Below are 23683 nucleotides of genomic sequence, written 5' to 3'. Positions count from 1 at the left end.
TCTAGAATGTTTATGCTCTTAAAGGTCTTTTCATCGGAGCCTTTTTAATTGGCCCTCGTTTTACTTTCTTTTCTGAAGCATTTTTTACAGCATCCAATACACAACCTGTAGGGCAAGCTACTCGACACCACAGCATCGGGTACTTCACAGATATAGCAATAAATGCGAGAGAGATATAAAACCAATAAGATGAGATTTCGGTACTGAATAAATCTGGGAATAGTTCAAAATTCCCAAACTCTTTATATCCTATTACAAAGCCTACAAATAAGACCAATGTAACGATGTACCTTATATATTCTGCTTGTTTGTTTGTTATAAATAATTTCTTCGATTTGAAAGGAGAATATTTCAAAGTGATCATCTGTGCTGCACCAAAAGGACATACATATGAACAATAAGCATTTTTTCCCCAAACAGCTGATAATAGTGTTAGTAAGGCATAAATCGTTAGGAACAAAGAAACTTCTGTTCCCATAAACGGCATTAAATAAGTGATATAAGTGAATGAGCTATTCATCCCAAAACCTATATATGCCATCGTAAAAATTGAAACTGCTAGTCTAGACTTTTTAGTCTTTTTTATTTGAGGAATCATCGCAAAAGCAAAAATTCCAGTGATAACAATGATGTGAACAATCCACAAGTAAGTAAGCTCTGCTTTAACTCCAAATGCATCGACATCAAAATCGTAGTAAGTAGCAAGGACCTGAGGAGCTGTAACATGAAATGCTTCTGTCACTCCATCTGCCATTGCTTTTGTTGTGATCGTCGCCCCAGATATTGCATCAATTTGATGGTCTGAGTCTCCTATATTTAAATCCTTATATTGATCTAAATAACCACTTCTAAGTACCTTTCGCAAATAGCTTTCTGTCTCTTTAGATGTAATGTAAGACACTTCTCTCACACTACCACCTAACGAACTTTCTATACCCATATAAATAGGGCCTGAAAATCCTTGTACAGTATTATGCATCATATTTTCAAAGTACAATGATCGTAACCTTCCACTTTGGTATATTTCTGCATAACATAAATCGCCATGTAGTTTTATTACTACTTCGGCATCGTCTCCATACTTTTCTTTTAAACGACCAGACATATCATTCGCCCACTCCTTGTTATGAAGTGATTCCCCCATGTCATTAGAGAAAGAAATCATTCCTGCCTCTCTAACTACATTTTTAGGAATTGCTCTTACTAAACCATACTCTCCCAAAACATAACTCTTCCCTTCAGAAATTAAACCTGCTTCTTTAGTGGTTTTTCTTTCAAAATCTGCCACTAACTTTGGAGCAAAGTGTTCATTCTCAATTGTAGAAATGTTTTGATGTAAATCTTCTCTATCTAAAGGTCCATAAATTGCAAAGTATGCAAATGCACCAAATATTAGTAGAGTGATCCCTGATTTACGATAGTCTATCTTTAACTGCATGGAAACCCGTATTGATCGTTGAAGTTTTACAATTGCTGACTGATGTTCTTTATACATCAATCAGCAATCATTAAAATGCAACTACTTAGCTGCTACTTCTTTTGTTCCTTTTAACTCTGCTACTGTTTCAGCAACAATTTTCACTACCCATTTATTAATGTTAGCATCAGGAAGAATTGCATCTTGCTTATAAACTACGCGTTTTTGATCTTCCACCATGTCAACACCTTTTTGAATAATTTCCCCTTGGAAATGTTCATCATTAGCAACTAACACTGGAATAACAATGGCTCTTTCCTCTAAATCTAAGATCTGATCAATTGCTTTTTTCGTTGGTTCAGATGAGTATCTTACTAAGTGACCACACCATCCGTATGAAATTGAACCGATACCTGTCTGTGCTTTTAGGTAACGACCAATATCTTCTACCATTTCTTCCCATTGTTGGTTAAACTCTTCATCACCATAAGCAATTAAAGCAACACCTTCATCACCAGAACCATTAGACAACGCTTTAGCTCTTCTTGTAATATTTTTCTTTAATACTGTAGGGAAATCTAATAATGGAGTAACCAATACTCTTGCCTTAGAAGTATATGTTTCAATGCCTTCTGCTTTTAGTTCTTCTTTTACTTTAGGATCATTCGCTAAACCAACAATGTTAGGAATATCATTACTTGTATGAGAAGAGATTGTTAAGAAGATAGGCACAACGATAACTCTATCGTAATTTTCTGCATCGAATTTTTTCATCTGAGTTGCGATAGATGGTTCTGTATACTCCATAAATGCAGTACGTACCTCAGCGATATCACCACTTTTCATGATGTCATCACGTACATCTAACTCAATATCTTTCAACATTTTTCTCCATCCTTCAGAATGAGATCCATGATTAACCAAAAGAACACCAATTTTCTCGCCTGATGTGCTATTGGCTGCTTCGTTAGAAGTTTGTTTCTTTTCTGTACCACATGAAGTCATGAATACAGTAAGAATTATCGTAACTATTGTCGAATAAAAAAGTTTCATTTGTCTACTTATTTAAAATTAATCTAAATAACACCACAAATGTATAGGTTACTATATTGGAAAAACTATCGAAAAAAGAAATGATTATTACGAATAGAGAAATCTGTAAAATATGTTATTACGAAAAAGGAAAAGTTCTACGAAAATAGAAAAAATGTGAAAATCCCTTGTGTATTATTTTTAATCAATCTAAATAAATATAATTTTGCAACCTACTACCAATTCAGGTTATCACATACATCAACAAAATTGAGGGAGGATATGAGCTCCAATACCGATATCATAGAGGTTATTGACAATTATAGTACTATACTGACTAATCAAGATAACTTTGGGTTACAAATAACAAAAAGAGGGTGGAAAAAGCAGTTTGCAAATGGTATATATCAAAAGATATCATTCACTAATTTTACCATCACACACTGTCAAATACAAGAGATTTTTCTTGATGAATTTTATTTCACTCTAAAAAGTGATCATCAAAATATAGTTTTTAATCTTAATTCGACAAGCTCTCTTTCTATTAAAAACTTATCCACTGAGGTTAACTTAAAACCTCAGGAAGGCACCCTATTCTCTAAATTAAACCATCAGTTTACTATTAAGAAAGGTAATATTTGTGATTTCCTTATTATCGAATTTGAAGCCTCTTATTTTAGTCAAGGTATTTTCCACCCTTCATTGTTAGAAGTAATACTTTCATTATTTCAACACAATCCTTCTCCCATATTTAAAACAAAAGGCAATACTATTCACCTTTTACAAGAAATGGTCTCATCGACCAAAAGAGGAGTATGTCAATTGATGTATTTGAATGGGAAAATCTTCGAGGTATTATCTGAAGTTGCCGACCAAGTGTTACATCAATCCAATAACAATGGTAATCAGTATGAAGATCAAGTCTTAAAAGTAAAAGAAATCATTGATCGGGACCTTCATATACAATACTCTATTCCAGATTTAGCAAAATCGGTTGGGATTAATACTTCCTATCTAAAAAAGTATTTCAAAGAAACATTTGATGAAACCATTTTTGAGTATGCGACAAAGAAAAGGATTTCATTAGCCAAAAACTTACTTACTACTACAGATTGTACCGTTTCTTGTGTCGCTGAAAAGGTTGGCTATCAGCATGCTGCACATTTTTCTTATGCCTTTAAAAAGAATACAGGTTTAACTCCAAATCAGTATAGATCTCAGCAGAAATAGAAGAAAAATATCGAAATCAGAAATATTATTTACGACAATAGAAATTAAAGGGCACTTTCTATTAGCTAAAAATAACTCATAAAAAACTAACTATCAGACAATTAAAGCACAAGTATATACATTTCATTGTTTTAAGTTATTTTAAATTAGTCTAAATAAGATATAAATTTGCTTCAGCATTAACAAACAACAAAAAATGAAACTATTCCAAATTCTTAGAACACAACAATGAAACTAAATGTTCTCCTAGCTCCCGAAAATTCGTCTTACTTTAATTATCTAAATAACAACTCAGATTATATTAATACGAAAAATAACGGTGTCTATGAAGAAGAAAAGTCTTGGAACAATGACAAAGTAAAAGGCTTTTATCAATCTATATTACTATCGTCGTTTTCTATCAATAGGTATAACATAAAAGAATACTTATCAGATGAAAATGGCTTTATAGTACTAAATCCAAATAAAAAAATCTTAGTATTCAATTTAAGCGACCTTCAAATTGAATATCAAGTAAATAATACTGAAAGGGTATTAAGAAGCTTGGAAGGAGAATTGATTAATCAACAGCAATTTGAATTACAAATCAATAAACTTTCTAAAACGATAGACCTTTTAGTCATTGAATTTAATGAAGGTTATTTTGAACACCTTCAGTTGCCAAAAATACTGTCTGAGACCTTATTCTCTCTCTTTAATAAAAATACAAATTTCATCATTCAAAAGGATCTCAAAATCCATAAAATCCTTCTTGATATATTAGATCATCATCAGAATAACTTAGGGAAGTTTCTCTATTACTCTTCAAAGGTAGTTGCCATTCTTTCTGAAATTATTCGCTTACAAGAAATTGAACAACCCGACCACATTATTAAATCAAAAGTGGAGTTTATCAAGCAATTGATTACGGAAAATATCCATGTTCAATATTCTATTCCAGATCTATCCAAAGAAGTAGGAATTAATGAGTCTTACTTAAAAAAGTATTTCAAGAAATATACAAACGAAACAATCTTTGAATTTGCCAACAGGAAAAGAATAGAACATGCCAAATCTCTTCTGTGCACAACAAGACTACCTATTGGTCAAATCACTGAACAAATTGGTTTTCAACATGCCTCTCATTTCTCTTATGCTTTCAAAAAAGCAATAGGATGTACTCCGTACCAGTACAGAAGTAGGTGCTTGTAAACACGAATTATCTATCATATGAAACTCATATTATTTATCAGTATTCTATTTACTGTAACGGCTTCTTATGCTCAATTTTCGCTGGAAGGAAAAGTATTAGACAGCTCAAAAAAGCCCGTTCCTTTTGCCACAGTTCAGGTAAAACCAACTGAAAAGGCAACAAGAACAGATACAAATGGAAACTTTGTCATTGACCAACTTGCTAAAGGTAATTATCAGGTTACTGTGCACTGCTTGGGATACAAAGAAAAAACGGTGAGTGTTAGTATCTCTAAAAACACTTCACTTCAAATCTCAGTTGAGCTATCCACCACTGAATTGGAACAAGTAACCATTTTAGGGAAATCTGAAGCTACGTTATTAAGAGAAGCGGCTTATGCTGTTGAGGTTGTTGAAACAGAAGGCTTTAAAAATTCTACCGTAGACGCTAGTCAACTTTTAGGAAGAATCTCCGGTGTAAATATCAGGCAAGATGGCGGATTAGGTTCCAACTTCTCTCTTTCATTAAATGGTCTTTCAGGGAATAGAATTAGGACTTTTATCAATGGTATCCCTATGGATTACTTTGGTACATCGCTTACTTTAAACAACTTCCCTGTCAACCAAATCGAAGGTATCGAAGTGTATAAGGGGGCCGTTCCTATACACTTATCGTCGGATGCATTGGGTGGTGCCGTAAATATTGTCACTTCTACAAAACCGATTGATTATGTTGATGCATCCTACTCATATGGTAACTTCAATACGCATAGAGCGTCATTAAACGCTCAGGTTCATGATAATAAAACAGGGTTTACAGCAAGGGTAAAATCATTCCTTAACCATAGTGATAATGATTATAAAATTGATGTACACCTTTTAGATTTCGAATCTGGAAAATTGGCCGATGAACCAACTGAAGTTAGACGTTTTCATGATGCTTACAATTCTAAAATGGTTTGGGCTGAAGCAGGACTTATGGGAAAAAAGTTTGCTGATGAATTGATGTTTGGCGTTTTGTATTCTGAAAATTATAAGGAAATTCAGCAAAACCCTTTTGCTACTGGTACTCCAGCATTTCCTGTAGGAGAGGCATTTCGACAAGAAGATAAACTCATCTATAATTTCACATATCACAAAAAAGATCTTTTTACAAAAGGCCTAAACATCAATAGTTATTTTGTATATGTAGATTCTGAAGAAAACAGTGTTGATATCAGTCCCAATAGATATGATTGGTTTGGTGATTACGAAGCTGATGCCCATCCTACAACAGGTGAAATGGGACGTAAGTCTGACTTCACTTTAAATCAAAAAAACCTTCTAGGCAATGTCAATGGGGAATATGTTCTTACCAACAATCATAGTGTAGCAGTTAACTACTCATTAAACAAGCTAACACTACAGGGAGAGGATAAATATCAACCACAAAATAATACACAGTTCTCCAACCCTAATGATGTATTGAAACAGGTAGTTGGTGCCTCGTATACCTACTCTGCTTTTAAAGATAAACTATCTACGATCGTATTTGGCAAGAAATATTTCTACAAACTTTTTGCTGTACAGTCTAACTACCAAGGTACCGAATCTTCTGATTTCAATTATGATAATGATGCTTTAGGATACGGCTTGGCCACTACCTATAAGCTAAGAACGATTCAGTTTAAAGCCTCTTATGAAAAAGCCTACCGCTTTCCCGAATCTTATGAATTATTTGGTGATGGATTAAATGTAATCCCTAATCAGGAACTTTTACCAGAAGAAAGTGACAACCTTAATTTAGGATTACGATGGAGCACTCCTCCGAGTAGAAACCGTATTCAGACTGAACTCAATGGTTTTATCAGAAATACGAAAAACTATATCCGATTTGAACCAAGAATGAACAGGAGTTTCTATGTCAATGATCCTAAGGTTTTGGCACAAGGTATTGACCTAACTGTAAACTATTTGTTCAATAACGTATTCAATTTAAGTCTGGCAGGAACTTATTTAAATCTTAGAAATAATGATCCTGAATCGGCGGTTTACAAAGACCGACTACCAAATGAACCCTACCTTTTCGGTAACCTAACGATGAGTTACAAACAGGTACTTCCAAATCGTCAGACGTTAACATTCACCACGATTTCAAGATACGTACATGATTTCTATTTGATATGGCCGAGCTTAGCTGCCTCAGAATCGAAATCTGTTATTCCCAATCAACTGACCCATAACATAGACATTACTTATACCCTAAAAGAAGGGCGTTATAATGTATCTCTGTTATGTACCAATATTTTTGACGCAAAGGTTTACGACAATCTAAACCAACAAAAGCCAGGGCGTGCATTTAGTATAAAGGCCCGCTATTTTATTCAGAATTAATTCTATAAAACAAACAATTTTTCAAATGAAAAATCAATTAATCAAATCTATTCTCCTAGGTTCTGCACTCTTCTCTTTTGCCTCTTGTGACGAATCTTCTTCTACAACACCTGCTGTAGAAACTTCTTATGTCGTAGGTATTGAAGCGGTTAGTGCCATTGACGTACTTTTAACTGCTGAATCATTAACAGAAGGTGAAATTTCTCCTGTAGGTAACGGTATTGAGCAACCTACTTGGATGTCATTTTATAAAGCTGGCGATATGGTATTTGCTGGTGGATATTCTACAGACAACATTATTACTGCCTATAGCTTACAGGGTGAAAACGGTGGTCTTGTTTCTTCTGGTCAATTAGTTACAGATCAGGGAATCTATGCAACTACCAATGTAGACGATGATACTTTTATAGCAGTGGGTGCTCCAAGAGCTGGTTTTGAAGAAAGAACAATCTATGTCATCGATAAAAACGATATCTCTATTGGTAATAGAAAAAATACTCGTATTGATGAGAGACAAGAATTGGACTTAGTATCTTTCCCTACAGGTGTATACCAAAGAGGTGATAAATTATTTATATCTTACTTCTTAACAGGTACTGGTGAAGTAGTTCCAGCGTTTGCAACTCCTATGGCTGACACTGCAAAAATTGCCGTATATGATTATCCTTCAATGGAATTTGTAAAATTAATCAAAGATGATAGAACATCTGAGATTGGTCGTTATACTTCTGAAACTGCTATGCAAGAAGACGAAAATGGTAATATCTATACTTACTCTACTTCATCTTTAGCTTGTGGTTACCTTCCAACTCCTTCAACACCATCAGGTTTCTTAAGAATTAATGCAGGGGCTACTGACTTTGACGAGAGCTACTTCTTTGACTTTGAAGCAGCGAGTGGTGGTTACAAAATTAATAGTGCTGTTTATGTTGGAAATGGTAAAATGGTGGTAAGAGTAGTAATGCATGATGAAGTACACTGGTCTACATATGCTCCAAATGTACCTGAAGATCAAGCACACTTAAGCTACATGATTGCAGACTTAAATACAAAAGAAGTAACTCCTGTAACTGGTATTCCATTAACAGGTGGAGGATGGGGCTTTGCCAACTTAATTAAAGATGGTAAAGTATATGTAAATATCTCTAATGATAAAGGTGGACATATTTACGAAATCAACCCTGAGACAGCTTCGGCTACTGAAGGTGCTATGATCGTTGGTCATTACGCAAAAGGTATCTTCGATTTACCAATTGAGTAAACTGAAGATTAGATGAAATAATAAAAAATAGAGGTAACGTTTCTGATAATGCTACCTCTATTTCTTTTCTACTTAGGTCTTCTATTTAATACCTCCCTCCCACACATCACATATCATTACACTATGACTTCCACAAAAAAAGTAATTGGTCAACTCCATCTTATCGTTGGGTTAATATCTGGATTGGTCGTATTTATTGTTTCCATAACCGGAGCAATCTATGCATATGAGCATGAAATACAAGAAATAACACAACCCTACCGTTTTGTAGAAAACGTCTTAGACAATAGCTTACCTCCATCAAAAATAAAGGAAATTGCAGAAGAAGCACTACCCAATACTTTGGTACAGAGGGTCTACTACGAATCACCACAAAACAGTAGTATGGCCTTACATTTTGAAGAAGGAAAAGAATACTATTACCTTACTTTTATTGATCAGTATACAGGAGAGGTATTAAAAACAAAAAACCTGAGACAAGACTTTTTCACTATAATCTTATATATCCACATCTCATTACTATTACCGTATGGTAAAGAAATCATAGGTATTTGCACATTACTTTTTAGTGGTCTACTCGTAAGTGGAATTATCTTATGGTGGCCAAAAAACAAATCAAAAAAAGCGATTAAACAAAAGTTTAAGATTAAGTGGGATGCCAGATGGAGGCGACAAAACTACGATCTACATAGCGTACTAGGATTCTATGCTTCATGGATACTCATTTTTACTGTAATTACTGGTTTAGTGTGGTCATTTTCATGGTTTGAAACCGGAGTATATTTTTTACTCTCTGGAGGTGAAAAACTAGATGATAAAAATGAATTAAAATCTAGACCAACAGTTGATAGTAGCGAAAAAACGATTGATATAGCTTGGGAAAGTGTCATTAATGATAGCCCTGAGATGATCGGAGGTGTGATATACATTCCAAACAAGAAAGAAGATATTATTACTATTTATACTTCTCCAGAACATGGAACCTATGGTAAACTTGATTGGAGGTATTTTGATCAGTACTCAGGCAAAGAACTTAATTATTCAGGATATAGAGGAAGGTATAAAAATGCGAGTCCAGCTGAAAAAATTCTCCGACTCAATTATGATATTCATACTGGTGGAATATTCGGAATAGTGGGGAAAACAATTATGTTTTTTATTAGTCTGATAAGTAGTAGTCTACCAATCACAGGCTTTTTACTATGGAGAGGTAGAAGAAAAAAGAAGAAAGCTAAACCAAAAAAAATACTTGAAACCGTATAAAAAAAGGCAAGATGACATTATTCATCTTGCCTTTTTTTATACCATTCTTAGTTTTTGTAATGCTTTAATTTTGAAAATTAACCAACCATTTTTTTGTCCGATTTGACCAATACACCTCTTAGCACTTTTAGGAAAACCAATACTGAGAATACTATAATAGTAACCAATATGGTTGAATAAGAGACAATGCCATCGATCATATAATCAATCAAGACATAACATGTAAGTAGAATAGTAATTACCAATAGGATTGTATTAAATCCTTTTACACCAAGTTTCATCCAACTATTTTATTTATCAGTTTATGGGAATTTACTATTATGACTTGATATTCATGTTTTTGTAATCACTAAAAAAATTATAATACAAAATTCTTTGCTACATCTATTCATAATCCAACTATTTATTAAAAAGACACAAAAAAAGCCACAGCAAATTACTGTAGCTTTTTTATAACACTGTCGTTCAATAAGAAGTATATCAAACTAACAAAGACACTATAATTGTTAATTTTTTATACCCCCATTGATATCTGTTAAAATGAATTATATACATCTATAATTCGAGTTCTAAGACTGTAATTGAGGGATAGTTTCTGGGATATTCCATCTAATTAGTATTTATATTTTTCGATTCCCACGATACAAATTTGGACAAAAACATAGACTTAATAACTACGTTTTCAGATATATAATTATGAATTAAGAAATTTAAAAGAGATCAATTAATTCACATTTGCTACATCTTTATTACCTACCCATTTGAACCAGGTATTAGATTTTTTGGCAACGTAATCCCTTGCCAATAAAACGCTAAATGTGAGAAGAATATATACAGTAATAATCATCATAATTGGGACTTGTGTTAAGTTGGCAAATCCAAAAATCCCCATTCCCCAGTCAATAAAGACCCATTGAAGAATATAAAAAGCGGTAACATTCTTACTTGCATAATTCACTACTGCTTTTATTTTTTTGCTTTTTATCACAAGAGAAGCGATATGCCCTAAATAAAAATTGAAAACATTAAGTCCCATCAACATAAGTGTTCCTCCAGCTCCTAAATGATAATAATCTCCGAAATGATACTCATAATCATATAGGCAAAGTCCATAGCCAACTGCAACCAATACTCCACTATATATTAATACCTTTTTATAGAATCGCTTTGTATTGTATTTATCTTCCAAGTACAATTCTCCAATAAATCTTCCGATAAAAATAAAAGCCATCCAAGGGAAAAGTGGGAAGTAAACATTGTATTGATTTCCCCACATGATATCTAAGAAATAATCGATAAAGCCATGACCAATTCTAATACCACTTAATTCTTTAGCAACAAGAACAATCAGTAGTGCCGTAGCCAGAATATTCCACTTATTTTTTAATGGTTTATAAAGTACAGCCATAAACAATAATGTGAAACCAGCCAATTGTAGAATATCACCCAGTAAGAAGAAATGAAGCATATTTTCTTGAAATTCTTCCACCTTTAAATGGTTGGCAAGAATTAGTTTCTCTGGAAACCACCCCAAAACCATAGGAACATTGAACTTAAGAAAGTTCAAGAAGTAACCGATACCTAATATTTTTACCCCTCTTAATAGTAAATCATACGGCTTCTGTCTTTTAGAAAATACAAAAGAAAAGCCCATCACTACCATAAACACAGGAGATCCTTTTTCTACCCACTGCATAAATTGCCCTAATTCACTATTCTGCCATGTATCTAGTGTGGCGTACATCATCATACAGTGTAAAGGAATGAGTAGTAACACACTCATTCCTCTAACAAAATCAATCGATTCTAATCTTTTTTTCATTTTCTAAACTTCAACAGTTGACATTTTAAATTGTGCGATAGGATTTTTAATTCTACCTATGAACTGTAGACTATTTACAGGATCTGAAAGGTCAACCATTTGTTTATTATTTTGTAATTGTAAACGGTTTAAACAAGAGAGAATAAAGTCATCTGCAAATAGATCAGAGGCTTTAAACTTCTCTTCGAGTGCAGGATGCTCTTGTTGGTATTGGTAAATACATTGTGCCACTAATCCCCAAAAATGTTCTTCAGAGACATCACAATGTTCATCTAGTATTTGTGCTACAAAGCGGAAGAAACAATCAAAAACGTCTGTGAAAATCGTAAGTGACTTTACCTCATCAGTAGTCTTCACTACTAATCGAGAAACTTCTTCCGGCATATTCTCTTTTGGTTCATATAACACTACCTCTTCTGTAATATCTTTCATAAAAACACTTACAGGGACACTATTTTCCATCCTCAGAATTAAGTTTTCGCCATGTGGCATAAACGCTAAATCATGTTGATAGAAACAATGCAATAAAGGAGTTAAATAAGCATCCAAATATTTAATGATCCACTCACAAGCCGATAATTCGGAGCGATCAATCCAAGCTTTAAGTAATGAGTTTCCTTCTGTATCAATATGTAATAATGCAGCCATTGTTGATAATGACTGGTTTTCCTCTAAGAATTGATGAGGAGATTCTCTCCATAAAACAGCACACATTTTATTGTATGCACTTTTACTACCGAACTTTTCGAAATATTGATTTTTATATCCTAAGGTTGCCACCTCGCCTAACATTTTAAATCCTTTTGACTTTAAGTATTCGTCATCTTTTAAAAAGTTAGAGATCCAAGTTGTAATCGTTGGAGTACCTTTCATATAATAAGGCGACAACCCTCTAAGAAAACCCATATTCTGGATCGATAGTGCTGTTTTTACATAATACTTATCCGTAGAAGTTGTATTGTATAAAGTTCGAATAGACTGTTGAGGCTGGTACTTATCTTTACCTTCTCCCAATACTACCAATTGTTTAGAAGCAATATCTGAAGAGAAAATGATAGACAATTTGTTATTCCATTGCCATGGATGCATAGGGAAGAAAAAGTAATCATCTGGGTTTAAATTTTTACTTTTCAGTTCATCACGAAACTGTTCAAATTGTAAGCTCCCAATTTCTTGATGCATCACTTTTTCAAATGAAAGACCTTCTATTGATGAGAAAGTCGCCAATGTTTTGTGCCCTGCCAACCATAACATTTTGAAACCACTCGAAGCCTCAGGTGCATATTTTGAAAAGTCTTCTACATCAAAACCAATACGTCCATTATTAGCTAAGAAACAAGGATGACCTTCAATCATATTTTTTTCAATTAACTGAAAATCCCCCTTTGATAACTCATCTGCTGTTGTTGTATTTTGACTATACTTATAAGTAGCTCCATACAATGTTGATGAGATTTCTTCTAGATATGTTTCCAACATGGATTCAGGGATCTGAAGTTGTTCTTTAAACTCCAATACAAAATCCATTAGAAGCAGCTCTTGTTGTTCGTCTCCCTTATTTTTCACTATAGATGGCACATCGATCTTCCAATGATCTAATTGCATCTCTTGTGCTTTAAAAATATAGGTATATTCAGACGAATCAGAAAGTATTTGATATACTCCCCAATCGTTTTCGAACCCAATTCTCACAGGAGAAAGTAACCTTTCATGAGAGAACTCACTAATGGCTTTTTTAATATATAATTGATTGACTTTATGCCACACCTTTTCTTCTAGTGAAAGCATAAAACTATTATTTACAGATGTCATAATTAAAAGGAAAATGATGAATCATAATTGGTAATCTTCTCGAGTACAAAAAGCCAGGTGTGCTTTCTTTTCTGGTAGCGTAATTACCTTATCGTATTGGAAACCCGCTCTTTTATTTAAGACATGGATTTTATCGTTATCCACATCTGGCTCTACCACTATTCTTGTGACTTGATCTTGTTGGAACAGAAAGTCCATGACCATTTTAAATACACTAGTTGTAAAACCTTTCTTTGGAGTATCGGACGGTCCCACTAAAATGTGAAAACCAAAATCACCTTCTTGAGCAGGGTAGTATTCTCCAATTCTATCCTCTTGTGCTTTATAATACTCCACTAAAAAAGCAGGTTCATTATCAAACTGACCAATAAAAACAATCGTACTCGTTTCATTGACTATTTCCTCATAGACCTCTTTTACTTTTTCTTTTGTAGAGTTTTCCAATTGCCAGTATTTAGCATAAGGTAAATTGACCCACTCATGTAAAAAGTCAATATCAGTTGCTAAATCAAAAGGCCTAAGTGAAAATGTTCCATACCCTTCTTTTGGTAAAATGTGCGTTTTCGCATTTTCTAACCATTCTACATGGTGATCTTTTTGAATGATCATACCGATAAAGATTTAAGCGTTTTAGTTTTTACTTTTTTAAATAGTTCAGTTCTGAAGAAAAACACAAATAGGGCTCCTGCAACAATAAAACCGACAGATGAAATCCAGAATGGCATTGTCAATGAGAATAACTCAACACTATACCCTGATACCAATGATGCCATTAAAACACCCATGTTTTGTAGTAAGTGAATTTTACTGTAATCAGAAGCATAGTTTTCCGGTATGCTCTTTTGGAAAGCGATAACATCAAATTGAACATACAGTTGAAATACTGCCCATCCATACATCAATCGCCCTACGATAATACTAAAACTAAAACCCGACCCCTGTAATAGAATACCACAAAAACCTAATACCAAAGAAGGTAGAATAACTTTTACTGGACTTTGTTTTTTAGCAACATAGTGATTGTAGATAAGTGCCATTATTCCAACAAATGCTGGAATAGAATACACCATCCCTCCCATTAGATTACTATTAGTTTGCGTTACTGCCTCCCAATACTCTACAAAAAAAGGTCGAATTAAAAATGTACTGAAATACAACACCATCGTAATTCCACCAATCTTTAATACATGAGGAGCCCAAGTACTTGCCGACTCTTCTTCTTTTTCGTCTTCTTTCGTTGCACTTGTTTCAGTCGATGTATCATGTATCTTTTTTAGATAAAGACACACACCAAATTGAATCAGATCACCTGCTGCCATAATGAAAAAGACATACGATGCATCTACATAGTCTAACATTCCACCACCGAAAAAAGCTCCTAAAATAGCTCCCAAGTGAACGATAACCGATAAAATACTAATGGATGATGTGTGGTTTTCCTGTTCATCAATCTTCATGATAAAAGGGTACATTAATAAGTAGCTCCCTTTAAAGAAGATCATGGTTAATGCTATTGTCCAAAACAAGAAGATGTTGCTGACCCAAAATATGGTAATACATAATGCAGCGGCTACCAATTGGGTAATGATCAAGATATCAAACAAATGATACTTCTTATTGACCCATGCCCAAAATGGAAATGCCAACATAATAATCAGACAACAAGCTGCTAAATAATACCCTACATGTTCTGGTCTTTCGACCAAGAATTTATCCATAAAAAACTGTGGATAAAAAGGGTGCAACATTGTATCGCTGACAACAGCAATAAACGTCATTATTATTAAAAAGTATTTCAGCTTCATAACATCACTTCTTCTAATGTGTTATTCAAAATTTCATTAGGATGTGAGATTTCTTCATCGACTCCTACAGCAAATTGTTGGAATGCGATTCTCTTCTCAATTGGGTAGTATTCTTTTCCTGTAATCTCTTTAATAATAAATGAATTACGGTAAGCCCCCATTCCTAAGTCAGGCGTAACAAAACCGTGAGTTAGTAACTCTGCATTCTGCACAAAAACATCTGTCCCTTTATGGTCTATAGAATAGTTTCTTCTAGCTGCAAAATTACCTTGCTGATCAAAGCGTAAATGCTTATTCAACCCATTAACAAAAGAAGGAGTTACCGCTTTATATCCAGTGGCTGCCAATACAACATCTGTAGTATGCTTATAATATTTCTCCTCTTCTTCTTGATGTAATGCAAGCACTGCTTGACCGTTATCGACAGTAGAGTTGACCAATGTTGAGTTGGTTCTTAGAGAGATATTCACATCCGGGTAATTAAGTTTCTTACTATAGATTAAATCAAAAATCTCATTAATAAGATCCTCATTAATCCCTTTGTACAAGTGTTTATGCTCTTCTAAAAGCTCTCTTCTTTTTTGTTTTCCTAACTGATAGAAGTAATCAACATATTCTGGAGAAGTCATTTCTAAAGTTAGCTTACCGTACTCCATCGGGAAGAATCTAGAAGACCTTGTCACCCAATTCAATGAATAGTTATGAACATCTATTTCTGAGAGTAAATCATAAAATACTTCTGCTGCACTTTGTCCACTACCTAAAACCGTAATCGATTTTTGCTGCTGTATTTCTTCTTTATTATGTAAAAACTTTGAGGTATGAACTACTTTATTTTGGATAGGAAGTGCCGCTTCAGGAACATAAGGGGTTGCTCCTGTACCAAAGACTAATTTCCTTGCCCAATACTCCACCATTACATCAGTTTTAGTATGTCGTGAAGTCACTTTATACAATTGTAATTTCTCATCGTAATCTATTGTGGTCACTTCAGTAGAAAACTGTAAAGTTGATAATTGACTTACCACCCATTGGCAATAGTAGTTGTACTCCTGACGTAACAGTAAGAAGTTCTCTTTGATATAGAAAGAGTACATTCTTCCTTCCTGCTTAATATAATTTAAAAAGGAATACTTGCTAGTTGGATCTGCTAAAGTAACTAGGTCTGCCATAAATGGAATTTGAAGCGTTGTATATTCCATCAACATTCCAGGATGCCAATTAAAGCTTTCAGACTTATCTAGAAATAATACATCTAACTCTTCAATAGGATCTGTAAGGCAGGCTAAACCTAAATTAAAAGGACCAATACCAACTCCTATAATATCATATATTTTCTTATCGATTACCATTAGTTATCTAGTTTATATTCTAATTTTTTGATTAACTCCAAACCTAAACCTTCTAGTAATCCTAAAATTTCCTTAAGGTCGGCAGAAGTCATGGATGGGTTCAGAATCGTAAATTTCAAGTAGTTATTTCCCTTATATTTTGTGGCGGCAACCAATGCTTCACCATTATAAAATAAGGCTTTTCGAATATCTTTATTTAATGTATTCCAATCGATATTCTCATGTTGTGATGTCTCAAACCTGAATACAAGACAATTTAATTTTGGAGGGTTTACCAATACGAAAGAAGAGTGAGCTTCTATCATCTCAGCTGCCATCTTTGTCAATGAAATTGTTTTATCATAATATGCCCCCAACTGGCTTTTCCCCATATTTCTTAAAGTCAACCATAATTTTAATGCATCAAATCTTTTGGTTGTTTGTAACGACTTATCTACTTGGTTCGGGTAGCCATTTGCCTTCTGATCTTTAGGATTTAAATAATCTGCATGGTGACTAATCAGAGATAACACATTCGGGTTCTTCACTACGAATGCACTACAGCTTACCGTTTGGAAGAAGGTTTTATGATAATCTATCGTTACTGAATCTGCTTTTTCTATACCATCTAACAAATACTTATATTCGTCAGAAAGAAGTAAGCCGCCACCGACAGCTGCATCAACATGCAACCACATTTGGTATCTTGCTGCGATATCTCCGATAAGATGAATAGGATCTATACTTCCATAATCTGTCGTTCCCGCAGTAGCCACTACTCCGATAGGAAAGTCACCTTGTGAGATACATTGTAATATGGCAGACTCCAAAAGATCAGTTCTCATTTTAAAATCTTCATCCGTAGGAATACTGATTACTGCATCCTGCCCTAACCCTAAAATTGCAGCACTTTTCTTTGTGCTAAAGTGACTGTGTTCTGAGCTAAATATTTTCAGTTTTTCTTTCGGTACTCCATTTTTATTGATATCGAAACCTAATTGTTCATAAGAGAAGGAATCTCTCATTAATAGAGCTGCCATCAAATTAGATTGTGTACCTCCACTGGTAAATACACCATCTCCATTTTCGAAACCAATTTGATTGGCTGTCCATTGAATCAGTTTTTGCTCAATCAAGGTCCCTCCGGCACTTTGATCCCAAGTATCTAACGAGGAGTTTACAGCAGATAAGATTTGCTCTCCTACCAATGAGGGGATCACTGTAGGACAATTTAGGTGAGCAATATATTTTGGTAAATGAAATGCTACCGCATGGTCGAGGTAAAGATGTTTCAGCTCATCTAATACCTCTTCCAACGGTAGTGGTTCATCGTTTAAATCTATCTTATCAAAAGATGGTTGTAGATCATCTGGTTGTATTCCACTAAAAGGTTTAGTTCGTTCTTCCAAGAACCCTAACACTTTGTCTGTCGCTTTTCCAATGTCTTGAATATATTTCAATCTACTTTCTGCATGCTGAGAAAATAGAAATGATAAATCAATTTGTTTTTCCTTAGCTGGTTTATCTGTTATCGTTTGAAACATAGTAGGTAGTTTGGTGGTGTAGTTTTTATTTAGACTAATTTTAAATAATATTTCAAAATTAAACAGTAAGTCCATAAAATCATTTATGAAAAAGGGTATAAAAATGATGATAATGGGAAATATCTCTACTGCTACTTTAAAGTAACCCACACTTCGAAAGAAAAGATAGAGCACAAATACTCTGAGATAAGTATCAAAAAATCAAATAGATATTAATAGAAAAAGAATGTGTTATACTCTTAGGTTTTGATGAGAATAAATAGGTTCATCGATTAAGTATTGTTAGTAAAGTATTGTATTCTTTGTTTATAATTAGTCTAAATAATATACATATTTGCATCATTAATAAGACAATTACATTTCTAATGACCTATTTTAAGTTAACTCTATTATTAGCACTTTCCCCCCTACTTATATTTGCCCAGCAAAATATAAGTGGTTCAGTTAAAGATACAGAAGGAAATACCCTACCTAATGTTAGTGTAGGTATTTTGCATACTACAATAAGTCAAAGTACTGCAGAAGACGGTACCTTTACCTTAGAAAATATACCTGTTGGAGAACATCAATTAGTGGCCCATTTTGTAGGGTATGAAAAAGCTTCGGTTACTATCAATGTAACTGAAAATGCCCAGCTTCAACATCACTTTATTCTCAAAGAAAATACTAGAGAACTTCAACAAGTAGAAATACTTGGTGTTGAAGATCAATCCTACAATAATGAGTATACATTTAGTGCGACAAGAACGGGTACATTGATAAAAGATGTCCCACAATCAATATCAACCGTTACTAAGGAACTTATACTAGATCAGCAAGCCTATTATTTAGGGGATGTTGTTAGAAATGTAGCCGGTGTAAGTCAATATACAATCTATAATGATTATACCGTTAGAGGATATAGAAATCAAGATGGTCAATTAGTTAATGGGTTAAAAACTGCCTTCAACTTTTGGACTCAACCTATTATTGGTTTATATGAAAGAGTAGAAGTGATTAAAGGTCCTGCCTCTGCATTATTTGCCAATGCAAGTCCAGGTGGTACCATCAACTTCGTAACAAAAAAGCCATTAACGACTACCCAAGGGAGTGCTTCTATTTCGGGAGGTAGTTTTAATACTTATAAAGCGAATGTAGATATTACGGGGCCACTCACTAAAAATGAAAAGCTTCTCTACCGTTTCAATACAGGCTATCAGACAACAGATACCTTCAGAGATAATAGTGGCGGAGAATCCTTTTATGTAGCACCTTCCTTATCGTTTGTCCCTTCAGATAAAACACGTTTTAATGTAGATATGGTCTACATGAAAAACAATACTGTTTTAGATAGAGGTAAACCTAATTACGAAGGTAGTACTGACCTAAGCGAAACACCAATCAATCTTTCTACATCACAACCGGGTGACCATTTAAATAATGATAATCTTTATATTACTTTCTCGTGGAATCAAAAGATTAATGATTGGTTATCCTTCAACTCATCATATTTAATGTTCAGGTCTCAATCTGATTTAGCCGAACACAGAACAAACGGAAAGTACATTTCTCCAAGCGTTCTGGAAATGCGTTATGTGGAAAGAGATGAATACGAGAATTCTGATAATATCACCAATTACTTTGTATCTAAATTCAATACTGGCAAAGTGAAACACACTTTAATGTTTGGAATGGATTATAGTGCAAAAGTGTATGACAAATACGAAAAACAAGCAAGAGGCGAAGCACAAGGTGTCCCCAATTTTGACTTAGATAACCCTCAATATGGCAATAGTAATCCGAATGATTATGACTTTGACCCTAAGAGAACAATAGAGAAAGGCACTACTGCTTACACTAAAAACCATACAACAGGTATCTACTTACAAGAGCAACTACAATACAAAAAACTGAATGTATTATTAGGAGTTAGACAAGAATTCTATAAAGATATTCGCGTAGAAAATGGACAACAGGTAGCCAAAGATCAAACTGCATTTTTACCGAGACTTGGTCTTACTTATGAAATCACGAAAACAATTAATGCTTTTGGTACATATACTGAAGGGTTTGAACCACAAGACTTCGGTTTAAATGCCGAACAAAATGGAGGTCCTTTTGATCCTAAAAAATCAAATATGTGGGAAACTGGTCTTAAAGGAGATTTCTTCGATGGGCGACTATCTGCAACTACTTCCGTTTATTGGATTACAGTCAATAATATCTTAGTACAAGACCCTAACGATATTGATAAATTGATCCAAAGAGGACAAGAACAATCGAAAGGGTTTGAATTTGAAGTAAATGGTCAAGTAACTAAAAACTTAAGTTTAACTGTGAATTACGCTTATAACGATGCGGTAATTACAGAGTCTGACAATCCTGCAGAAATCGGTAGACAAAAAGAAAATGCACCGAAAAACCAAGCTGGATTCTGGGCGAAATATGACTTCTCACAAGGGACATTAAAAGGATTAGGCCTTGGCTTTGGAGGTCAATATGTAGGTGATCGATTAACCAACACTGAAGGATTGGTGTTAGATGCTTACATGCTATGGGACATGGCGGTGTACTACAACATTGGTAAATTCAGAATATCAGCCAACCTGAAAAACCTTACTGATGAAACATACTACGTTGGTGGTTATAGCTACGACAGAGTCTTCCCTGGTGCTCCAAGAAATTATACAATTGGCTTAAACTACACTTTCTAGACAAATGAATAAGAAAAAACTTTGGATGTGGCATAGTTGGCTTGGTTTATATACTGGCCTAGTTATCTGCATCCTAAGTTTTACGGGTGCTCTTGCAGTCTTTAAAATTGAAATAGATCATATGCTAAATACTGATCTGTTTTATGTGTCTCCTAAAGAAGAAATGGGAGATATCAATTATCATATACAAAAAGTACTCAACAATTACCCAGACCACAAAAGTTATAAAGTAGAACCCGCTCCTGCTAAGGATAGGTCTTGGAAAGTTTCTTTCAGTACAAAAGAAAATGATAATAGGGTAGCCAAAGAAATATTCATTGATCCTTATACTGGTAAAGTCTTAGGAGAAAGGGATATGTATAAAACAGTAGCCTTTTTTATTAGAAATATACATGTTCGTTTATTCGAAGGATTGTACGGTAGACAATGGGTTGGATTGGCAGGGATTTGCATGTTTCTCTCACTTGTCATCAGTATTCCATTATATTTCGACTTCACAAAAAAGCAGAAGTTTGGAAAAGTTAGAACCAAAAGAAGTAGACAAAAGTGGGCAGACTTACATAAATTTATAGGTCTTGCCACTATTGTGATGCATTTAATTCTTGCCTTAACCGGTGCTTGGCTTGGCCTTCAACCAAAAATTCAAAAACCATTAATTGGTGAACGTCCAGGTATTTTTCAGCCTTCAGAATTTCCTATATCAACAGAAGAGGATATACATTTTCCAATTGATTTTATAGAGGTACTTACTACTGTTAAACAAGAGTTTCCGGAGCTAGAAAATCTAAGAATGAACATTTCTTCCAATGGAAGTAGAAGTATTAGTGTTTTTGGTGATATCCCATATCTACCCTATGAAAGACAAACTAACTTTATTGTATTAGATAAAGCGAGTTTAACACCATTACACCTTTTAGATATTCGAAAAACTGGTTTAGGAAGTCATATTTTCTATATGCAAGAAGCTCTTCATTTTGGAGATTTTTTAGGTATTGGTCTTAAAGTATTTTATTGCCTTATGGGCCTAATTGGAGGCTTCCTTAGTATTTCTGGCTTTTTTATCTATTACAAAAGAACTGAGAAAAAACGCATCCAAAAATTCCCACAATTTACTACAAAAAATATCATTGGAGTGTTTACAATACTTTGTCTCGGTTTGTTTACTTTAATTGCTATCAGTAGCACAACATGGGGAGCCAATACTCCCACAAGTGATATTACCTCTCCAATGTTTTATGTTTTTATTCTTATCTACTTTATATACCGAACAATACGATCTTATAAGAATAGAAAATAATTGAGAAATTTCCGAAAACGATAAAAAAATACCGCATTTACTAAATACTACCCAAACGATAAGGCTTATTTTTCCCAGAAACTAATCACTTCATTCCAACTTACTTTTTACATTCTGATAATGAGTTGGTTCAACTTCACACAATGAAAAATAACAAAACTCTCAAGAAAACTTTTAGAAAAATACACCTCTATTTAGGCTTTACAACAGGCCTTGTTGTATTTATTCTAGCTATTACTGGCTGTGCATGGGTATTCCATGATGAATTTAAAAATCTAACAGACGATTACTCTCAAGTTACGGTTCAAGACCAACCGTTTATCTCTCCTATTCAAGCAAAGCAAGCTGCATTAAAAGTATTTCCGGAAAATATCATCCATGGTATTTCATATGGCCAAGAAGGACAAGCCATTGAAGTGATTTTTTATCAAGCTGCACCTGATGAATTTTACAGATCAGTATATTTAAACCCATATACTGCAGAAGTATTACATGTAACAGACCACTTCTCTGGATTTTTTGCCTTTATGCTAAAAGGACATCAAAGTTTATGGCTTCCAGAAGATATCGGAACACCTATCACCTCTTACAGTACCTTATTATTTCTGATGATTATTATATCAGGTATAGTTTTATGGTGGCCAAGTTCTAAAAAACAAAGAAAGCAACGTCTCTCTTTCGACTGGAATGAAAAGACAAAGTGGAAAAGAAAAAATTATGACCTTCATAGCGTTGTTGGTTTCTACAGTTCAGTTTTAGGGTTTCTTATTGCCTTTACAGGTGTATGTATCGGCTTAGGTTGGTTCACTTTCCTAACATACAAAGCAATTGGTGGAGAAAAGTCTTTATATTTCCTACATCCCAATAATACATCTGAAATCTCTTTATCATTAGAAGATCCTAATAATAGTATTCATAAAGTATTTGATATTACTAAAGAACAGTTTCCCGATTACAGAGAAATTGAAATTCATTTACCAGCTGCTGATACTGCCTCTATATTAGTGGAAGTATTATATGAAGAAGGTCAATACCACGATGCTGATTACCTATTCTATGATCAAGCTACAGCTGAACTAGTTCCAACAGAAAGCATTTATGGTACTTATGCTGACGCTGATTTTTCTGACTTGGTACTACGAATGAATTATGATATCCATGTGGGAACAATCTTCGGCTTACCTGGGAAAATCATCGTTTTCTTTATCAGTTTGGTGGTAGCTTCCTTACCTCTTACAGGCTTTCTTATGTGGTATGGTAGAAACTATAAAAAGAAAAAAGCTTCTCAAGAACAATTAGAATATACAGAGAAAGTTTAAGGTGACTTTCTAAACTGAAACCTTAATAAAAAGTGGGATATCTCGATTTGAGGTATCCCACTTTTTTATTCTTTAAAAATACTGTTCTTTTCTTTTTGAGTACCTACGTTCCAATTATTATCACTTTAGCCTAGTAATCACTATTTAAAACCGATTTTATTGAAGAATAAATGAATTTTTTCCCTTTTCGTAATTTCATTTCAAAATCTCTTATTTATATTTGATCTAAATAAAAATAACAAACACAGTTGATCACATTCTATTTAATATCCCTCACATTAAAAGAAAATCATATCAACTAAAAAATATAATAA

At 33.9% G+C, this 23683-nt stretch carries 17 protein-coding genes; 8 read left to right on the top strand and 9 right to left on the bottom strand.

Annotated features, from left to right (window positions below; genetic code table 11):
* Window positions 1-10: 10 nt before the first annotated feature.
* Window positions 11-1438 (bottom strand): FMN-binding protein, encoded by a 1428-nt coding sequence (locus QL232_RS05980; RefSeq protein ID WP_281613444.1) that lies wholly within the window; start codon window positions 1436-1438, stop codon window positions 11-13.
* Window positions 1439-1519: 81 nt separating this feature from the next.
* Window positions 1520-2470: a CbiX/SirB N-terminal domain-containing protein gene (locus QL232_RS05975; protein WP_168880541.1), complete on the bottom strand. Its 951-nt coding sequence runs from the start codon at window positions 2468-2470 to the stop codon at window positions 1520-1522.
* Window positions 2471-2731: 261 nt separating this feature from the next.
* On the opposite strand from QL232_RS05975, the gene QL232_RS05970 reads away from it, so the two are divergent.
* The 5 genes from QL232_RS05970 to QL232_RS05950 all read left to right on the top strand — a co-directional run bounded on the left by QL232_RS05970 (window position 2732) and on the right by QL232_RS05950 (window position 9746).
* Complete coding sequence (locus tag QL232_RS05970; RefSeq protein ID WP_281613443.1) at window positions 2732-3679, top strand: AraC family transcriptional regulator; 948 nt, start codon at window positions 2732-2734, stop codon at window positions 3677-3679.
* 228 nt (window positions 3680-3907) lie between these two features.
* Window positions 3908-4870 carry a helix-turn-helix domain-containing protein gene (locus QL232_RS05965; protein WP_281613442.1) on the top strand — a complete coding sequence of 321 codons (963 nt, stop codon included), beginning with the start codon at window positions 3908-3910 and terminating at the stop codon, window positions 4868-4870.
* An 18-nt stretch (window positions 4871-4888) separates the two neighbouring features.
* On the top strand, window positions 4889-7222 hold the full coding sequence (locus QL232_RS05960; RefSeq protein ID WP_281613441.1) for a TonB-dependent receptor: 2334 nt from the start codon (window positions 4889-4891) through the stop codon (window positions 7220-7222).
* A gap of 25 nt (window positions 7223-7247) precedes the next feature.
* Window positions 7248-8483 (top strand): DUF4374 domain-containing protein, encoded by a 1236-nt coding sequence (locus QL232_RS05955; RefSeq protein WP_281613440.1) that lies wholly within the window; start codon window positions 7248-7250, stop codon window positions 8481-8483.
* Between the two features lie 123 nt (window positions 8484-8606).
* Window positions 8607-9746, top strand: a complete 1140-nt coding sequence (locus QL232_RS05950; protein ID WP_281613439.1) for a PepSY-associated TM helix domain-containing protein — start codon at window positions 8607-8609, stop codon at window positions 9744-9746.
* 77 nt (window positions 9747-9823) lie between these two features.
* Here QL232_RS05950 and QL232_RS05945 read toward each other — a convergent pair whose 3' ends face one another.
* From QL232_RS05945 to QL232_RS05915, 7 genes are all read right to left on the bottom strand, one after another.
* Window positions 9824-10027: a hypothetical protein gene (locus tag QL232_RS05945; RefSeq protein WP_168880535.1), complete on the bottom strand. Its 204-nt coding sequence runs from the start codon at window positions 10025-10027 to the stop codon at window positions 9824-9826.
* Window positions 10028-10470: 443 nt separating this feature from the next.
* Complete coding sequence (locus tag QL232_RS05940) at window positions 10471-11568, bottom strand: heparan-alpha-glucosaminide N-acetyltransferase domain-containing protein (protein ID WP_281613438.1); 1098 nt, start codon at window positions 11566-11568, stop codon at window positions 10471-10473.
* A 3-nt stretch (window positions 11569-11571) separates the two neighbouring features.
* Window positions 11572-13380 carry an IucA/IucC family siderophore biosynthesis protein gene (locus QL232_RS05935; RefSeq protein WP_168880533.1) on the bottom strand — a complete coding sequence of 603 codons (1809 nt, stop codon included), beginning with the start codon at window positions 13378-13380 and terminating at the stop codon, window positions 11572-11574.
* A gap of 21 nt (window positions 13381-13401) precedes the next feature.
* Window positions 13402-13989, bottom strand: coding sequence for a GNAT family N-acetyltransferase (locus QL232_RS05930; RefSeq protein WP_168880532.1), 588 nt, complete (start codon window positions 13987-13989; stop codon window positions 13402-13404).
* On the bottom strand, window positions 13986-15158 hold the full coding sequence (locus QL232_RS05925; RefSeq protein ID WP_281613437.1) for an MFS transporter: 1173 nt from the start codon (window positions 15156-15158) through the stop codon (window positions 13986-13988). The genes QL232_RS05930 and QL232_RS05925 overlap by 4 nt, the downstream gene beginning before the upstream one ends.
* Window positions 15159-15181: 23 nt before the next feature.
* Complete coding sequence (locus QL232_RS05920; protein ID WP_281613436.1) at window positions 15182-16537, bottom strand: SidA/IucD/PvdA family monooxygenase; 1356 nt, start codon at window positions 16535-16537, stop codon at window positions 15182-15184.
* A complete protein-coding gene (locus tag QL232_RS05915) occupies window positions 16537-18060 on the bottom strand; it encodes an aspartate aminotransferase family protein (protein WP_281613435.1) in 1524 nt (507 codons plus the stop codon). Before QL232_RS05915 ends, QL232_RS05920 begins: the two co-directional genes overlap by 1 nt.
* Window positions 18061-18425: 365 nt before the next feature.
* On the opposite strand from QL232_RS05915, the gene QL232_RS05910 reads away from it, so the two are divergent.
* From QL232_RS05910 to QL232_RS05900, 3 genes are all read left to right on the top strand, one after another.
* A complete protein-coding gene (locus QL232_RS05910; RefSeq protein WP_281613434.1) occupies window positions 18426-20753 on the top strand; it encodes a TonB-dependent receptor in 2328 nt (775 codons plus the stop codon).
* A 4-nt stretch (window positions 20754-20757) separates the two neighbouring features.
* Entirely contained in the window at window positions 20758-22050 is a 1293-nt protein-coding gene (locus tag QL232_RS05905; protein WP_281613433.1) for a PepSY-associated TM helix domain-containing protein, read from the top strand.
* Window positions 22051-22193: 143 nt separating this feature from the next.
* Window positions 22194-23369, top strand: a complete 1176-nt coding sequence (locus QL232_RS05900) for a PepSY-associated TM helix domain-containing protein (RefSeq protein WP_281613432.1) — start codon at window positions 22194-22196, stop codon at window positions 23367-23369.
* Window positions 23370-23683 lie beyond the last annotated feature (314 nt).

Origin of the sequence: Flammeovirga sp. SubArs3 (genome assembly GCF_947387565.1) — a bacterium.
In the GTDB taxonomy this organism is placed as follows: domain Bacteria; phylum Bacteroidota; class Bacteroidia; order Cytophagales; family Flammeovirgaceae; genus Flammeovirga; species Flammeovirga agarivorans.
Note: the sequence above shows the minus strand (reverse complement) of the source record. Positions and strands in the feature narration are given on the sequence as shown.

Coding starts and splice junctions, on each gene's coding strand:
- QL232_RS05960 (WP_281613441.1), top strand. CDS start 4,889: ATGAAACTCATATTATTTATCAGTATTCTATTTACTGTAACGGCTTCT.
- QL232_RS05940 (WP_281613438.1), bottom strand. CDS start 11,568: ATGAAAAAAAGATTAGAATCGATTGATTTTGTTAGAGGAATGAGTGTG.
- QL232_RS05980 (WP_281613444.1), bottom strand. CDS start 1,438: ATGCAGTTAAAGATAGACTATCGTAAATCAGGGATCACTCTACTAATA.
- QL232_RS05955 (WP_281613440.1), top strand. CDS start 7,248: ATGAAAAATCAATTAATCAAATCTATTCTCCTAGGTTCTGCACTCTTC.
- QL232_RS05970 (WP_281613443.1), top strand. CDS start 2,732: ATGAGCTCCAATACCGATATCATAGAGGTTATTGACAATTATAGTACT.
- QL232_RS05905 (WP_281613433.1), top strand. CDS start 20,758: ATGAATAAGAAAAAACTTTGGATGTGGCATAGTTGGCTTGGTTTATAT.
- QL232_RS05900 (WP_281613432.1), top strand. CDS start 22,194: ATGAAAAATAACAAAACTCTCAAGAAAACTTTTAGAAAAATACACCTC.
- QL232_RS05965 (WP_281613442.1), top strand. CDS start 3,908: ATGAAACTAAATGTTCTCCTAGCTCCCGAAAATTCGTCTTACTTTAAT.
- QL232_RS05950 (WP_281613439.1), top strand. CDS start 8,607: ATGACTTCCACAAAAAAAGTAATTGGTCAACTCCATCTTATCGTTGGG.
- QL232_RS05910 (WP_281613434.1), top strand. CDS start 18,426: ATGACCTATTTTAAGTTAACTCTATTATTAGCACTTTCCCCCCTACTT.
- QL232_RS05930 (WP_168880532.1), bottom strand. CDS start 13,989: ATGATCATTCAAAAAGATCACCATGTAGAATGGTTAGAAAATGCGAAA.
- QL232_RS05920 (WP_281613436.1), bottom strand. CDS start 16,537: ATGGTAATCGATAAGAAAATATATGATATTATAGGAGTTGGTATTGGT.
- QL232_RS05975 (WP_168880541.1), bottom strand. CDS start 2,470: ATGAAACTTTTTTATTCGACAATAGTTACGATAATTCTTACTGTATTC.
- QL232_RS05925 (WP_281613437.1), bottom strand. CDS start 15,158: ATGACGTTTATTGCTGTTGTCAGCGATACAATGTTGCACCCTTTTTAT.
- QL232_RS05945 (WP_168880535.1), bottom strand. CDS start 10,027: ATGAAACTTGGTGTAAAAGGATTTAATACAATCCTATTGGTAATTACT.
- QL232_RS05915 (WP_281613435.1), bottom strand. CDS start 18,060: ATGTTTCAAACGATAACAGATAAACCAGCTAAGGAAAAACAAATTGAT.
- QL232_RS05935 (WP_168880533.1), bottom strand. CDS start 13,380: ATGACATCTGTAAATAATAGTTTTATGCTTTCACTAGAAGAAAAGGTG.